This window comes from Citrobacter telavivensis (assembly GCA_009363175.1).
Classification (GTDB): Bacteria; Pseudomonadota; Gammaproteobacteria; order Enterobacterales; family Enterobacteriaceae; genus Citrobacter_A; species Citrobacter_A telavivensis.
In genome coordinates this window covers 2,918,180-2,932,594 of record CP045205.1, presented here as the reverse complement: position 1 = coordinate 2,932,594, position 14,415 = coordinate 2,918,180, and the positions used below count along the sequence as shown (strand labels likewise).

The window sequence follows — 14,415 nt, the reverse complement described above, 5'->3', positions numbered from 1 at the left end:
AACAGGTAGTCATTATGGATATGGATCTGAACAATCGCCTGACTGAAGACGAAACGCTTGAGCAGGCTTACGATATTTTTCTCGAACTGGCGGCCGACAACCTCGATCCGGCGGACATTATTTTGTTCAACCTGCAGTTTGAGGAACGCGGCGGCGCGGAGTTATTTGACCCGTCAGAAGACTGGCAGGAGCATGTTGATTACGACCTGAACCCTGACTTCTTTGCCGAAGTGGTGATTGGTCTGGCGGACAGCGAAGATGGCGAGATCAACGATATTTTTGCTCGCGTACTGCTGTGTCGCGAAAAAGATCACAAGCTCTGCCATATTCTCTGGCGCGAGTAATGAGTAATAATGATGAAGAGAAGAGCCGCCAGCGCGGCTCTTTTTATTTAGTCCGGTAGTTTACTACCGCAATGGTTACAAAACTTCGCGCTATGTTCGTGCTGGCTTTGCTGACACTGCGGGCATTTCCGCTGCTGACTTCGCTTTTGAAACGCGATGCTCATATGGGTGGTGATCAATCCGGTGGGGATCGCAATCACCGAGTAGCCAATCAGAATCAGTGCTGACGCCACGACTCGCCCCAACGGGGTGTGAGGCGTAATATCGCCGTACCCGACTGTCGTAACCGTAACAATCGCCCAGTAGACCGACGCATTCAGCGTGGTAAATCCATATTCCGGCCCTTCGATGAGATACATCAGCGTGCCGAAAATAATCATCACAATGCCGATAAACGAATAAAACAGAATCAGCTGATGTCTGGCGCTCAGAATCGCCTGCCAGAACACCCGTAGCGAAGGCATAAAGCGCAGTAACTTCAGGATCCGCAAAATACGAATGGCCCGCATCGCCCGCCAGGCAAAAACGTAATTAAGGCTGATTTCCGGCCACAGCCACATCACATACAAGGGCAGAATGGTGGCTAAATCAATCAGGCCCCAGAAGCTGAAGACATATTTCGCCGGATTCGGCCAGCTCACTAAACGCAGAAAATATTCCAGCGTAAAAACCAGCGTGACGAAGAGTTCGAGCCAGACGAAAATATGCCACTCATCAAATGTCAGGTGATATTGCGTGCCAATGCCCGACTCAATAAAAATAATCAGCACGCTGAGTAGCGCGAACAGTGCACATAATCCCTCAACCCGTCGGCCTGAACGGGTATTCAGGTCGAACAAACGGTGATAAACCCGCCCGCGAAGTGATGACAATGAAAACGACACGATAACCTCAGTAAAAAGAAGGGCTGACAGTTTGTCAGCCCTTGCAATTATAACGGGTCTACCTTAAGGCAGGATACGGCATGCCGGAAACTACCTTCCAGTACCGGGCGCGTTTTCGCACACTCGGGCCCGGCAATGGGACAACGGGTGCGGAATACGCAGCCTGACGGCGGGTTAATCGGTGACGGCAATTCCCCTTCCAGTAACTGAATCGTCTTGTTCTTTTCCAGATCGGGATCGGGAATCGGCACTGCCGACATCAGCGCTTTGGTGTAGGGGTGCAGCGGGTTGTGGTAAACCTCATCATAGGTTCCCAGCTCCACGGCATGGCCCAGATACATCACCAGCACGCGGTCGGAGATATGTTTTACGACCGCCAGGTCATGGGCAATGAAGATCAGCGACAGTCCCATCTCCCGCTGAAGCTGCTGCAGCAGATTGACGACCTGCGCCTGAATCGACACGTCCAGTGCGGAAACCGGCTCATCACAGATGATCAGCTTCGGCTCCAGAATCAACGCCCGGGCAATCCCGATACGCTGGCACTGTCCGCCCGAAAACTCATGCGGGTAGCGGTTGATCAGGTTTGGCAGCAAACCCACCTTCATCATCATCGCTTTTACCCGATCGCGCACATCCTGACGCGACAGCTTCGGATGATAGGTCCGCAGCGGTTCAGCAATGATTTCACCAATGGTCATGCGCGGATTCAGCGACGCCAGCGGATCCTGGAAAATCATCTGAATATCGCTGCGCACGTCGCGCCATTCATCGGGTTTCATTCCCGGCAGGTCTTTACCTAACCATGCCACCCGCCCTTCGGTTGCTTTTACCAGTCCGATAATGGCCCGGGCAAAGGTCGATTTCCCACAGCCAGATTCACCAACGACACCCAGCGTCTCCCCTTCATACAGCCGCAGCGTCACGCCATCGACTGCCTTCAGGGTTTTCGAGGGCTGCCAGAACCACTGCTTGCCATCTTTAATGTCGAAATGCACCTTCAGATCGGCGATTTCCAGGAGGACTTTACGTTTTTCATCAACAGCGTTCATGCCAGATCCTCCACCGGTTTAAAGCAGGCGCGCAGACGTCCTGGACTGAACTCTTCCAGCGGCGGCGCGGTGCTGCAAATCTCCATCGCATGAGGGCAACGCGGCTGAAACGGACAGCCTTTCGGCAGACGCAGTAAGTTGGGCGGGTTTCCCGGAATAGTCAGCATCTCTTCGCCTTCACCATCCAGACGCGGCACTGCGTTCAGCAGGCCAATCGAATACGGATGAACGGGCTGATAAAAGACATCGCGGGCATTACCGTATTCCATAGTCCGACCGGCATACATCACCAGTACTTTGTCGCAGATACCGGCCACAACCCCAAGATCGTGGGTAATCATGATGATTGCGGTGTTAAATTCACGCTTCAGTTCATTCAGAAGCGTCATGATTTGCGCCTGTACGGTGACGTCCAGCGCGGTCGTCGGTTCGTCGGCAATCAGTAACTTCGGCCTGCACAGCAGCGCCATTGCGATCATCACGCGCTGGCGCATACCACCGGAAAATTCATGCGGGAACATCTTCATCCGCTTACGCGCTTCCGGCATTTTGACCGCGTCCAGCATTCTGACCGACTCGTCAAACGCCTCCGCTTTGCTCATGCTTTTATGCAGCATCAGCACTTCCATCAGTTGCTCTCCGACGCGCATGTAAGGGTTCAGCGAGGTCATCGGGTCCTGGAAAATCATCGAGATCTGTTCGGCGCGCAGTTTATTCAGTTCACGCTCCGGCAGATTGAGGATCTCGCGTCCGCTGAAGGTCGCCGAACCGCCAATCCGGCCATTGGCGGCCAGCAGCCCCATCAGCGCAAACGCGGTCTGCGATTTGCCTGAACCGGACTCCCCCACGATACCGAGGGTTTCTCCGGCGCGCAGCGTAAAGTTCAAATCATTCACTGCGGTGACATCACCGTCCGGAGTGCTGAACGTCACGCGGAGATCTTTTACGTCCAGCAGTGCGTTAGCCCTTTGCTGCGTGAACGGCACGCTTGCAGTTTCAATTACGCTCATGGCTGCACTCCTTAACGGTCTTTCGGGTCGAGGGCATCACGCAGGCCATCGCCAATAAAGTTAAAACAGAACAACGTCACCACCAGGAAGCCTGCCGGGAACAGCAGTAGCCATGGCGACACTTCCATCGAGTTGGCGCCATCACTCAGTAATGCGCCCCAACTGCTCAACGGCTCCTGCGTTCCCAGTCCCAGGAAGCTGAGGAAGGATTCAAACAGGATCATGCTTGGCACCAGCAAAGAGGCATACACCACCACCACGCCCAGCACGTTAGGCACAATATGACGCAGTACGATATTGCCGGTCGACACGCCGCCCACCTGCGCGGCCTCGATAAACTCTTTGCGCTTCAGGCTCAGGGTCTGCCCACGCACAATACGCGCCATATCCAGCCAGGAGACCATTCCGATCGCCACAAAAATCAGCAGAATGTTTTGTCCGAAGAAGGTGACCAGCAGAATAACGAAGAACATAAACGGGAAGGAGTTGAGGATTTCCAGCAGACGCATCATCACGGAGTCGATTTTTCCGCCCAGATAGCCAGAAAGCGAGCCGTACAGCGTGCCCACCACCACGGCTACCAGCGCGGCGGCGATGCCGACCATCAGCGAGATCCGCCCGCCAATCGCCACGCGCACCAGCAGGTCACGTCCAGAGGAGTCGGTACCGAAATAGTGGCCTGATTCGGTATCTGGCGCGCTGGACATCATTCCCCAGTCGGTATCGAAGTAGGTGAACTGCGACAGCATGGGTGCCAGCGTCACAAACAGCGCGATCAATACCAGCACAATCAGACTGGCGACCGCGGCGCGGTTATGCATGAAACGACGGCGTGCATCCTGCCACAGGCTGCGTCCTTCGACCTCCAGCTTCTCACTGAAATTCTCCAGCGCGTCGCTGTTTTTCTTACTTAACATCATCGCGAGCTCCAGTATCAGTAACGAATTTTCGGGTCGATGACGGCGTACAGCACGTCAACTATCGCATTAAAGACAATGGTTAATGCCCCCACGAGGATCGTCAGGCTGAGAACCAGCGAGTAATCGCGGTTCAGCGCGCCGTTAACAAACAGCTGACCGATACCCGGCAAACCATAAATTGTTTCAATGACCATCGAACCGGTGATAATCCCGACAAACGCTGGTCCCATATACGAAAGCACCGGGAGCAGCGCGGGTTTCAATGCATGGCGAAAAATGATGCGACGCATCGGCAGCCCTTTGGCTCGCGCGGTGCGGATGAAATTCGAGTGCAGCACTTCAATCATCGAGCCACGGGTGATACGCGCAATACTGGCAATATAGGCCAGCGAGAGCGCCACCATCGGCAGGATCATAAATTTCAACGCCCCACCGTTCCAGCCGCCGCCCGGCAGCCACTTGAGGGTGATCGCAAATATCATGACCAGCAGCGGTGCGACCACAAAGCTCGGTATCACCACCCCGGTCATGGCCACCCCCATGACCGCATAGTCCCATCGCGTGTTTTGCTTCAACGCGGCAATCACGCCGGCGCTCACCCCGAGGATCACGGCCAGAAGAAAGGCCGCAAGGCCCAGCTTCGCGGAAACCGGGAAGCTCGAGGCGACCAGATCGTTAACCGTATAATCTTTGTATTTAAAAGAAGGGCCGAAATCACCGTGCGCCAGCTGCTTCAGGTAACTGAAATACTGGGTCATGATGGGATCGTTCAGATGGTATTTCGCTTCAATATTCGCCAGGACTTCCGCTGGCAGCGCGCGTTCACCGGTGAAAGGACTTCCCGGCGCAAGGCGCATCATAAAGAACGAAATGGTAATAAGAATAAACAGTGTCGGAATTGCTTCCAGACAGCGGCGTAGAATAAATTTCAACATTGCCCGTACCTTCTGGCGAGTGCCTTTACACCCCTTCACGCAGAACCACTGATGAGGAGTGTTGAGAGTCGACGAAAAAAGACACTGTGGGGCAACCTATGCTGCCCCACCCTTTGCCATTAATGCTTGATAATATACAAGTCTTTTACGTGGATATTATCCATCGGGTCTTTACCGGTATAACCACCCACCCACGGTTTAACCAAACGGGCGTTGACGTAGTAGAACACCGGCACAATCGCAGAATCTTTATCAAGCTGCTGCTCGGCTTTACCGTACAGCTCAGTACGCTGCTCTTCATTCGTTGCTTTCAGCGCATCGGCAAGGATCTTGTCAAACGCCGGGCTCTTATAGTGCGTCGTGTTGTTCGAGCTGTCAGACAACACCATATTCAGGAAGGACGTTGGCTCGTTGTAATCCGCACACCAGGCCGCACGCGAGACATCATAGTTACCCTGATGACGCGTATCGAGGAAGGTTTTCCACTCCTGGTTTTCCAGCTTCACATTCACGCCTAAGTTTTTCTTCCAGATGGACGCGGCGGCAATAGCCAGTTTTTTATGCAGATCGGAGGTGTTATACAACAGGTTGAAGGTCAACGGTTTTTCCGCGGTATATCCGGCTTCAGCCAGTAATTTTTTCGCTTCTTCGTTACGTTTTTCCTGCGTCCAGCCAAACCACTCTGGTTGAGTCAGTTTTGCGCCGTCGGTGTACGGAGGCGTGAAGCTGTATGCCGGCAGGTCGCCCTGGTTTTTCACTTTATTAACGATAATATCGCGGTCCAGCGCCAGCTTGAGCGCGGTACGCACGCGGACATCCGTAAACGGTGCTTTCTGGTTATTGATTTCGTAATAGTAGGTGCACAGATACGGGTCAACGTGAACTTCGTTCGGGATCTCTTTTTTCAACTTCTGGAACAGTTCAATCGGCATGTTGTTATAGGTCATGTCGATTTCACCGCTGCGGTAACGGTTGACGTCCGTCACTTCTGAAGCGATTGGCAGGTAGGTCACCTGATTAATGACCGTTTTGGCGTTGTCCCAATAATTAGGATTGCGCTCAAGCACGATATGCTCGTTGACGACCCAGTCTTTCAGCTTATACGCACCGTTGGTGATGATATTCGCTGGCTGTGTCCACTTCTCACCGTATTTTTCGACAGCGGCTTTAGGAACCGGGGAAACGGATGAGTGCACCAGCAGTTTGTAGAAATAAGGAACAGGCTCGCTGAGTGTGACTTCAAAGGTATTATCATCGATGGCTTTAACACCGAGATCGGTTGGTGGTTTCTTGCCGGCAACAATGTCGTCAATATTGACGATGTGACCATACTGGAGATAACTGGCGTATGGAGATGCGGTATTCGGATTCGCCAGACGCTGCCAGCTGTATACAAAATCGTGGGCCGTCACCGGCGAGCCATCTGACCATTTTGCGTCTTTGCGCAGATGGAATGTCCAGACTTTAAAGTCTTTATTTTCCCATTTCTCAGCCACGCCCGGGGACGGTTTACCGTCGACGTCACTGATGATTAAACCTTCGAACAGATCGCGGCTGATATTGGATTCCGGCACCCCTTCAATTTTGTGCGGATCGAGGGACTGTACTTCTGAGCCATTATTTCGCACCAGCGTCTGTTTTTCTGCCAGTTGCACACCTGCGGGAACAACCGCCGCCGTCGCCACATTTCCGGCGATTAGCGCAGTCAAAATTCCTGCCGCCACTAAACTTTTTTTCGTGTTGGTCATTGTGTTTGTACTCCCTCATTATAATTACTGGTTAAATCACCAGCCTGTTAATCCCGTCAGGGATCTCTGAGCAGCTCCGGAGACTTTCAGCTGTCAGGTCGTTTACTGCCTGCTATCACCGACTTTATTTATTCTGGCGATTCGTTTGATCGCCTTACGTCGATTCGTTATACGCCTCTCCTGCCAGGGGCGCATGAATAGTGGGCTGAACTGCCTTGTTGATATTTATTCTCATCAACGAGCAATCTGCTGCAATATGAACTGTCGGAAAGTAACAAAAGCATTAATTAACCGCCAATACAATTTACAGATTTGTTAAGCAATTCTCTTTTAGAGAAAAAATAACGCTCCGGCGGAACGTTCCGAAACATATAAAATAAATATAATCACTTATTAATCATACAATTAACAGCACCTCATCAGACTGAAAGCGTTGATATCAGCAAAAGGCGTTAAAATGTACGATAATTTAACAATTGGTTATTTTTTAGCACATTCATCTGCAGGTTCACTGAATTAACTAATATCATCTCAATTATCCTTCAGCAAGCCCAGGATTGTGATGTGAGCAAAATAACAAAGTGGCAGTATGAAACGGGAGTAAAAGCGCTGCAAAATCAAGAGGATTTACACCCAGAAGGGCATGAGTTTTTCCCGAAGTACGGACCTGAAAGTCAGAAAGGTGACGAAACGTAGAAGTAGAACATAGAGATGAACGGAGCCGCGAACAGCTCCGTAGGTTATTTCATCTGAAAGCAAATTAACTTAACAGCCCAGGAAATATGGCCTTAATACCCGTGACAATAAATTCGATGCCCAGCGCCATTAATAGCAGACCCATAATTCGGGTAATCACGTTAATACCCGTCTGCCCCAGAACTCGCACCAACCACGGTGCCATACGGAAAAGTCCCCAACAGCACAGGGCAAAAATCGCAATCGCCACAAAAAAGCCAAGCAGGTACATTACGCTGTGGTAACGCGTTCCCCACACGATGGTCGAACTGATCGCCCCAGGACCCGCCATCAGCGGCAGCGCCAGAGGAACGACGCCCACGCTTTCCCGGATTGCCGTTTCCGATTTTTCCTGCTTGTTCTGTTTATCCTCTCCCAGTTTCCCGCTAATCATCGACATCGCGATGGTTACCACCAGGATACCGCCAGCAATGCGGAACGAGTCAATTGAGATGCCGAACAGTTGCAGGATGCCGTCACCGAGGAATAACGAGGTCCACAGAATGATCGCGACGGACAGGTTGGCAGTCAGGTTCGTTTTATTGCGCGCCGCCGCTGTCTGGTAGCTGGTCATACTGATGAAGACAGGAATAATCCCAACCGGGTTCACTAACGCAAACAACCCGATGAAAAATTTGAAATAAACAGGAAAATCAAACAGCGTTTGGATCACGGTTAGCTCCGAAGCGTTAGCCGTATAAAATGAGTTAAAGTTACCGGGTGAAAACCGTGCTGAAGATACGCCTTTTCACAGTACATTTCACCAGGGCAAACGTAAAATTGCTACCATTCCTGAGTGTTACCAATATGTTTTAATTATGATAATTTGATAGCCATTCACCACTACAATTAGACAACACTTAGCGTTAAGGGCTAAAAGGGCCTGCTGAAAGGTGTCAGCTTTGACAAATATTGATCCAGATCACGTAATAGCTACTCAGAAGTGAGTAACCTTGCTTACGCCACCTGGAAGTAACGCGTTAGAGTTAGATGCCGCTGACGCATAAACTCTTTTAGTAAATCAGAGCAAACTGGACGTTAAGTAACCAATTGATTTTCTGGCCGTTATGCAAACTAACGCCCGCTGTCTATACTCACGTATCGAGCAGATGATTTACTAAAAAAGTTTAACATTATCAGGAGAGCATTATGGCTGTTACTAATGTCGCTGAACTTAACGCACTCGTCGAGCGCGTCAAAAAAGCCCAGCGTGAATATGCCAGTTTCACTCAAGAACAAGTTGATAAAATCTTCCGCGCCGCCGCTCTGGCCGCTGCAGATGCTCGAATCCCTCTCGCGAAGATGGCCGTTGCCGAATCTGGCATGGGTATCGTCGAAGATAAAGTGATTAAAAACCACTTTGCTTCTGAGTACATCTATAACGCTTACAAAGATGAAAAAACCTGCGGCGTGCTGTCTGAAGACGACACCTTCGGGACCATCACCATTGCTGAACCTATCGGTATCATCTGCGGTATCGTACCTACCACTAACCCAACCTCTACGGCGATCTTTAAGTCCCTGATCAGCCTGAAAACTCGTAACGCAATCATCTTCTCTCCGCACCCACGTGCGAAAGATGCGACCAACAAAGCGGCAGATATCGTGCTGCAGGCGGCTATCGCGGCTGGCGCACCGAAAGACCTGATTGGCTGGATCGATCAACCTTCCGTAGAACTGTCTAATGCACTGATGCACCACCCGGATATCAACCTGATTCTGGCAACCGGTGGTCCGGGCATGGTGAAAGCGGCATACAGCTCCGGTAAACCCGCTATCGGCGTGGGCGCAGGTAACACGCCAGTGGTTATCGACGAAACCGCTGATATCAAACGTGCTGTTGCATCTGTCCTGATGTCCAAAACCTTCGACAACGGCGTAATCTGTGCTTCTGAACAGTCTGTTGTTGTGGTTGATTCAGTTTACGACGCCGTTCGCGAACGTTTCGCCAGCCACGGCGGCTACATGCTGCAGGGCAAAGAGCTGAAAGCCGTTCAGGACGTTATCCTGAAAAATGGTGCGCTGAACGCTGCTATCGTAGGTCAACCCGCATATAAAATTGCTGAACTGGCCGGCTTCTCGGTACCGGAAACGACCAAGATTCTGATCGGTGAAGTAAAAGTGGTTGATGAGAGCGAACCGTTCGCTCACGAAAAACTGTCCCCGACGCTGGCGATGTACCGTGCGAAAGATTTCGAAGACGCGGTTATCAAAGCAGAGAAACTGGTAGCAATGGGCGGTATCGGTCACACTTCTTGTCTGTACACCGACCAGGACAACCAGCCGGAACGCGTGGCTTACTTCGGTCAGATGATGAAAACCGCCCGTATCCTGATCAACACCCCGGCATCTCAGGGTGGTATCGGTGACCTGTATAACTTCAAACTCGCACCTTCCCTGACTCTGGGTTGTGGTTCCTGGGGTGGTAACTCCATCTCTGAAAACGTTGGTCCGAAACACCTGATCAACAAGAAAACCGTTGCTAAGCGAGCTGAAAACATGTTGTGGCACAAACTTCCGAAATCTATCTACTTCCGCCGTGGCTCACTGCCTATCGCGCTGGATGAAGTGATTACTGATGGCCACAAACGTGCGCTCATCGTGACTGACCGCTTCCTGTTTAACAACGGTTATGCAGACCAGATCACCTCTGTGCTGAAAGCCGCTGGCGTTGAAACCGAAGTGTTCTTTGAAGTGGAAGCTGACCCAACGCTTTCTGTCGTCCGTAAAGGCGCAGAACTGGCAAACTCCTTCAAACCAGACGTTATCATCGCGCTGGGTGGCGGTTCCCCGATGGACGCCGCGAAAATCATGTGGGTCATGTACGAACATCCGGAAACGCACTTCGAAGAACTGGCGCTGCGCTTTATGGATATCCGTAAACGTATCTACAAGTTCCCGAAAATGGGTGTGAAAGCGAAAATGGTCGCGGTCACCACCACGTCCGGTACCGGTTCTGAAGTCACGCCGTTCGCTGTTGTGACCGACGATGCAACCGGCCAGAAATACCCGCTGGCTGACTATGCCCTGACCCCGGATATGGCGATTGTCGATGCCAACCTGGTGATGGAGATGCCGAAATCACTGTGTGCCTTTGGTGGTCTTGATGCGGTGACTCACGCCCTGGAAGCTTACGTTTCCGTACTGGCTTCTGAGTTCTCCGACGGTCAGGCACTGCAGGCGCTGAAACTGCTGAAAGAAAATCTGCCGGCGTCCTATAACGAAGGGTCTAAAAACCCGGTAGCCCGTGAACGTGTTCACAGTGCAGCCACCATCGCCGGTATCGCGTTTGCGAACGCCTTCCTCGGTGTTTGTCACTCAATGGCGCACAAACTGGGCTCTCAGTTCCACATTCCACACGGCCTGGCAAACGCCCTGCTGATCAGCAACGTTATTCGCTACAACGCGAACGACAACCCGACCAAGCAGACTGCCTTCAGTCAGTATGACCGTCCGCAGGCACGCCGTCGTTATGCTGAAATCGCAGACCATCTGGGTCTGAGCGCACCGGGCGACCGTACTGCAGCGAAGATCGAGAAACTGCTGGCATGGCTGGAAAGCCTGAAAGCTGAACTGGGTATTCCGAAGTCAATCCGCGAAGCGGGCGTTCAGGAAGCAGACTTCCTGGCTCACGTAGACAAGTTGTCTGAAGATGCATTCGATGACCAGTGCACCGGCGCTAACCCGCGCTACCCGCTGATCTCCGAACTGAAACAGATCCTGATGGATACCTTCTACGGTCGTGAGTACTCTGAAGGAACTCCGGCGGCGAAAGAAGTTGCTGCCGCGCCGAAAGCAGAGAAAAAAGCGAAGAAATCCGCTTAATCCTCGCTGAGCATTCACAACGTAAAAGCGGCCTCTGTTGAGGCCGCTTTTTTATATCCGAAATCAGTTACTGCTGTCGGGTCAATGAACGGCTGAGCACTTCGCCAACCGCTCATCAAGGCAGACGGTTAGTCGTAACGATGGCGTTCCTGTATCGCTGTCAGAGACCCCTCCTCCAGCGCTTCCTTATAATGCTTACGGCAGACCGACACATACCGCTCGTTGCCGCCTATGACCACCTGTTCGCCTTCATTATAAGGTCTGCCCGCCTGATCAAGACGTAGCACCATACTCGCTTTGCGTCCGCAGAAGCAGATGGTTTTGAGTTCAACCAGCTTATCTGACCACGCCAACAGGTATTGGCTACCCACAAACAGTTCGCCGCGAAAATCCGTGCGTAATCCGTAGCACAACACCGGAATATCCAGTTGATCAACAACTTCCGATAATTCATAAACCTGCTGTCGGGTTAAAAACTGACATTCGTCCACCAGCACACAATGAACAGGCTGTTGCGCATTATCGGTTGCTATCTCTTCATACAGCGATGAATTCTGGTTAAACAATTTGGCGGGAGAAGACAGCCCGATACGCGAACTCACTTTCCCCGCGCCATAGCGATCGTCTATTTCGGCGGTATATACAACAGTACGCATCCCGCGTTCCTGGTAATTGTATGAAGATTGCAGTAAGGCAGTCGACTTACCGGCATTCATTGCTGAATAGTAGAAATATAGCTGTGCCATCGGCCACAGACCCTCACCAAAGTGAAATAAAGACGGGGCGCAGTGTAGCATAATTTGAATCGTTATCGGTGCCTGGTTCTGCACCCGCCGGCTATATCTTCCGTCGCCAGCACACGTCCCGCGAAAAATCTGTAGAGGTGAGTGTACGGAAAATACGAATTAACAATTGAACAAACAACGCGCGACGGATCCCATTCTTGTCGTATTGTGCGTTCGATATTCATCAACACTGCTTATCAACACCGCCCTAATGGAAACCCTGAACTTATTGTTACTGTTCTACATAACTATTGCGGAGTAATAGACGGTGTCCATCAACAAAACTAATACAAAAGGTTGAAATCACTACGATGAGAGTCTATTTCATCGTGTGAAAATGTGACCTGAATCCGGATGTTTTCGACTGAAAAAAGGAGTAACCGCTCAGCCAATAAGCCCTTTTTTGTGCGTTCCTTCAAGAAAAATTTAAGTTCGGATATTTATTGTTGGCAAAAAATAAAGGGCAATTTTGAATTCCTTACATTCCTGGCTATTGCACATCTGAATTTAACGCTCTATTATTAGCTCAACAAACCACCCCCAATATAAGTTTGAGATTACTACAATGAGCGAAGCACTTAAAATTCTGAACAACATCCGTACTCTTCGTGCGCAGGCAAGAGAATGTACCCTTGAAACGCTGGAAGAAATGCTGGAAAAATTAGAAGTTGTTGTTAACGAACGTCGTGAAGAAGAAAGCGCGGCAGCGGCTGAAGTTGAAGAGCGTACTCGTAAACTGCAACAATATCGTGAAATGCTGATTGCTGATGGTATTGATCCGAATGAACTGCTGAATAGCATGGCTGCAGTTAAATCCGGCACCAAAGCTAAACGTGCAGCGCGTCCGGCTAAATATAGCTACGTTGACGAAAACGGCGAAACTAAAACCTGGACTGGTCAGGGTCGTACTCCGGCAGTGATCAAGAAAGCAATGGAAGAGCAAGGTAAACAACTGGATGATTTCCTGATTAAGGAATAATCTGTAATCTACCTGCTTAAAATCCCGCGCTCTGCGGGATTTTTTATGTCCGCGATCTACCGATTCCCCATAAAGCGTGCGTATAAAAAAACGGCACTGGATACCAGCGCCGTCTCTGTTCGTTAATTATAACGTCTGGTTACTTCTTAATACCCATCTCTTCTTCGAGCCAGGCCTTAAATTCGCTGCCAAGTGAATTATGTCGAATGCCATATTCCACAAATGCCTGCATATAACCTAATTTATTGCCGCAGTCGTGGCTCTTCCCTTTCATATGATAGGCTTCGACAGTCTCTTTTTCGATCAGCATATCGATAGCGTCAGTCAACTGAATTTCGTCACCCGCTCCCGGAGGGGTTTTCGCCAGCAGAGGCCAGATGTCCGCGCTCAGCACGTAGCGGCCAACAATCGCCAGATTTGACGGGGCGACATCGGCTTTCGGTTTTTCAACGACGCCCACCATCGGAACGCTTTCGCCAGGTGCCAGCGGCACGCCTTTACAGTCAACAACACCGTATGCGGTCACATCAGCGACCGGCTCAACCATGATCTGGCTATTTCCGGTTTCATCAAAACGACGAATCATTTCTGCCAGGTTATCCTGGGATAAATCGGACTCAAACTCATCAAGAATAACGTCAGGCAGAATTACGGCGACAGGCTCATTACCGACTACCGGATGGGCGCACAATACCGCGTGGCCCAGGCCTTTTGCCAGCCCCTGACGAACCTGCATTATCGTGACGTGCGGTGGGCAAATAGATTGCACTTCTTCGAGTAGCTGGCGCTTAACGCGTTTTTCCAGCATCGCTTCCAGTTCAAAACTGGTGTCGAAGTGGTTTTCGATCGAATTTTTCGATGAGTGAGTCACCAGCACAATTTCAGTGATGCCCGCAGCAATACACTCGTTAACGACATACTGAATTAATGGCTTATCAACCAGCGGCAACATCTCTTTCGGGATCGCTTTCGTCGCCGGTAACATCCTGGTTCCTAATCCCGCAACCGGGATAACGGCTTTTTTGACTTTCGAGTTAATGGCAGCCATTTAAATTCTCCTGGACTGTTCATGTATTGAACGTGTTCATCAATCTGTATCGCATCGAGTATATCAGGACTGACTCAAGCCTCAGGTCCGAAAAGGATGCGTGTTCGTATAATTAAGATAAATACGTATAAGACTGGCGCTGATAGTAGC

The 14,415-nt window shown here is 50.8% G+C and carries 12 protein-coding genes; 3 read left to right on the top strand and 9 right to left on the bottom strand.

The genetic code is table 11. From position 1 onward, the window contains the following. Positions 1-14 precede the first annotated feature (14 nt). Positions 15-344 carry a DUF440 family protein gene (locus tag GBC03_16330; GenBank protein ID QFS71657.1) on the top strand — a complete coding sequence of 110 codons (330 nt, stop codon included), beginning with the start codon at positions 15-17 and terminating at the stop codon, positions 342-344. A gap of 47 nt (positions 345-391) precedes the next feature. Here GBC03_16330 and GBC03_16325 read toward each other — a convergent pair whose 3' ends face one another. From GBC03_16325 to ychE, 7 genes are all read right to left on the bottom strand, one after another. Next, positions 392-1,228, bottom strand: coding sequence for a transporter (locus GBC03_16325; protein ID QFS71656.1), 837 nt, complete (start codon positions 1,226-1,228; stop codon positions 392-394). A gap of 47 nt (positions 1,229-1,275) precedes the next feature. Next, positions 1,276-2,280, bottom strand: coding sequence for a murein tripeptide/oligopeptide ABC transporter ATP binding protein OppF (oppF, locus tag GBC03_16320; protein ID QFS71655.1), 1,005 nt, complete (start codon positions 2,278-2,280; stop codon positions 1,276-1,278). Beyond that, positions 2,277-3,290, bottom strand: coding sequence for a murein tripeptide/oligopeptide ABC transporter ATP binding protein OppD (gene oppD, locus GBC03_16315; protein ID QFS71654.1), 1,014 nt, complete (start codon positions 3,288-3,290; stop codon positions 2,277-2,279). Before oppD ends, oppF begins: the two co-directional genes overlap by 4 nt. Positions 3,291-3,301: 11 nt before the next feature. After that, positions 3,302-4,210, bottom strand: a complete 909-nt coding sequence (oppC, locus tag GBC03_16310; GenBank protein QFS71653.1) for an oligopeptide ABC transporter permease OppC — start codon at positions 4,208-4,210, stop codon at positions 3,302-3,304. Positions 4,211-4,224: 14 nt separating this feature from the next. Further along, positions 4,225-5,145 carry an oligopeptide ABC transporter permease OppB gene (gene oppB, locus GBC03_16305; GenBank protein ID QFS71652.1) on the bottom strand — a complete coding sequence of 307 codons (921 nt, stop codon included), beginning with the start codon at positions 5,143-5,145 and terminating at the stop codon, positions 4,225-4,227. Positions 5,146-5,264: 119 nt separating this feature from the next. After that, complete coding sequence (oppA, locus tag GBC03_16300) at positions 5,265-6,893, bottom strand: oligopeptide ABC transporter substrate-binding protein OppA (protein QFS71651.1); 1,629 nt, start codon at positions 6,891-6,893, stop codon at positions 5,265-5,267. Positions 6,894-7,653: 760 nt separating this feature from the next. Then, the gene (gene ychE, locus GBC03_16295; GenBank protein QFS71650.1) at positions 7,654-8,301 is read right to left on the bottom strand and encodes an NAAT family transporter YchE; all 648 of its coding nucleotides are present in this window, start codon (positions 8,299-8,301) and stop codon (positions 7,654-7,656) included. 476 nt (positions 8,302-8,777) lie between these two features. Here ychE and adhE point away from each other — a divergent pair, with 476 nt between their 5' ends. Further along, positions 8,778-11,453, top strand: a complete 2,676-nt coding sequence (adhE, locus tag GBC03_16290) for a bifunctional acetaldehyde-CoA/alcohol dehydrogenase (protein QFS71649.1) — start codon at positions 8,778-8,780, stop codon at positions 11,451-11,453. A gap of 128 nt (positions 11,454-11,581) precedes the next feature. Here adhE and GBC03_16285 read toward each other — a convergent pair whose 3' ends face one another. Continuing rightward, positions 11,582-12,199, bottom strand: coding sequence for a thymidine kinase (locus tag GBC03_16285; protein QFS71648.1), 618 nt, complete (start codon positions 12,197-12,199; stop codon positions 11,582-11,584). A 604-nt stretch (positions 12,200-12,803) separates the two neighbouring features. On the opposite strand from GBC03_16285, the gene GBC03_16280 reads away from it, so the two are divergent. Then, on the top strand, positions 12,804-13,217 hold the full coding sequence (locus GBC03_16280) for a DNA-binding transcriptional regulator H-NS (GenBank protein ID QFS71647.1): 414 nt from the start codon (positions 12,804-12,806) through the stop codon (positions 13,215-13,217). Positions 13,218-13,356: 139 nt separating this feature from the next. Here GBC03_16280 and galU read toward each other — a convergent pair whose 3' ends face one another. Next, positions 13,357-14,265 carry a UTP--glucose-1-phosphate uridylyltransferase GalU gene (galU, locus tag GBC03_16275; GenBank protein QFS71646.1) on the bottom strand — a complete coding sequence of 303 codons (909 nt, stop codon included), beginning with the start codon at positions 14,263-14,265 and terminating at the stop codon, positions 13,357-13,359. Positions 14,266-14,415: the final 150 nt, after the last annotated feature.

What these genes read in the sequence shown, in the direction of transcription:
- GBC03_16330 (QFS71657.1), top strand. Translation starts at nt 15, where the DNA reads ATGGATATGGATCTGAACAATCGCCTGACTGAAGACGAAACGCTTGAG.
- oppF (QFS71655.1), bottom strand. Translation starts at nt 2,280, where the DNA reads ATGAACGCTGTTGATGAAAAACGTAAAGTCCTCCTGGAAATCGCCGAT.
- oppD (QFS71654.1), bottom strand. Translation starts at nt 3,290, where the DNA reads ATGAGCGTAATTGAAACTGCAAGCGTGCCGTTCACGCAGCAAAGGGCT.
- oppC (QFS71653.1), bottom strand. Translation starts at nt 4,210, where the DNA reads ATGATGTTAAGTAAGAAAAACAGCGACGCGCTGGAGAATTTCAGTGAG.
- oppB (QFS71652.1), bottom strand. Translation starts at nt 5,145, where the DNA reads ATGTTGAAATTTATTCTACGCCGCTGTCTGGAAGCAATTCCGACACTG.
- oppA (QFS71651.1), bottom strand. Translation starts at nt 6,893, where the DNA reads ATGACCAACACGAAAAAAAGTTTAGTGGCGGCAGGAATTTTGACTGCG.
- adhE (QFS71649.1), top strand. Translation starts at nt 8,778, where the DNA reads ATGGCTGTTACTAATGTCGCTGAACTTAACGCACTCGTCGAGCGCGTC.
- GBC03_16285 (QFS71648.1), bottom strand. Translation starts at nt 12,199, where the DNA reads ATGGCACAGCTATATTTCTACTATTCAGCAATGAATGCCGGTAAGTCG.
- GBC03_16280 (QFS71647.1), top strand. Translation starts at nt 12,804, where the DNA reads ATGAGCGAAGCACTTAAAATTCTGAACAACATCCGTACTCTTCGTGCG.
- galU (QFS71646.1), bottom strand. Translation starts at nt 14,265, where the DNA reads ATGGCTGCCATTAACTCGAAAGTCAAAAAAGCCGTTATCCCGGTTGCG.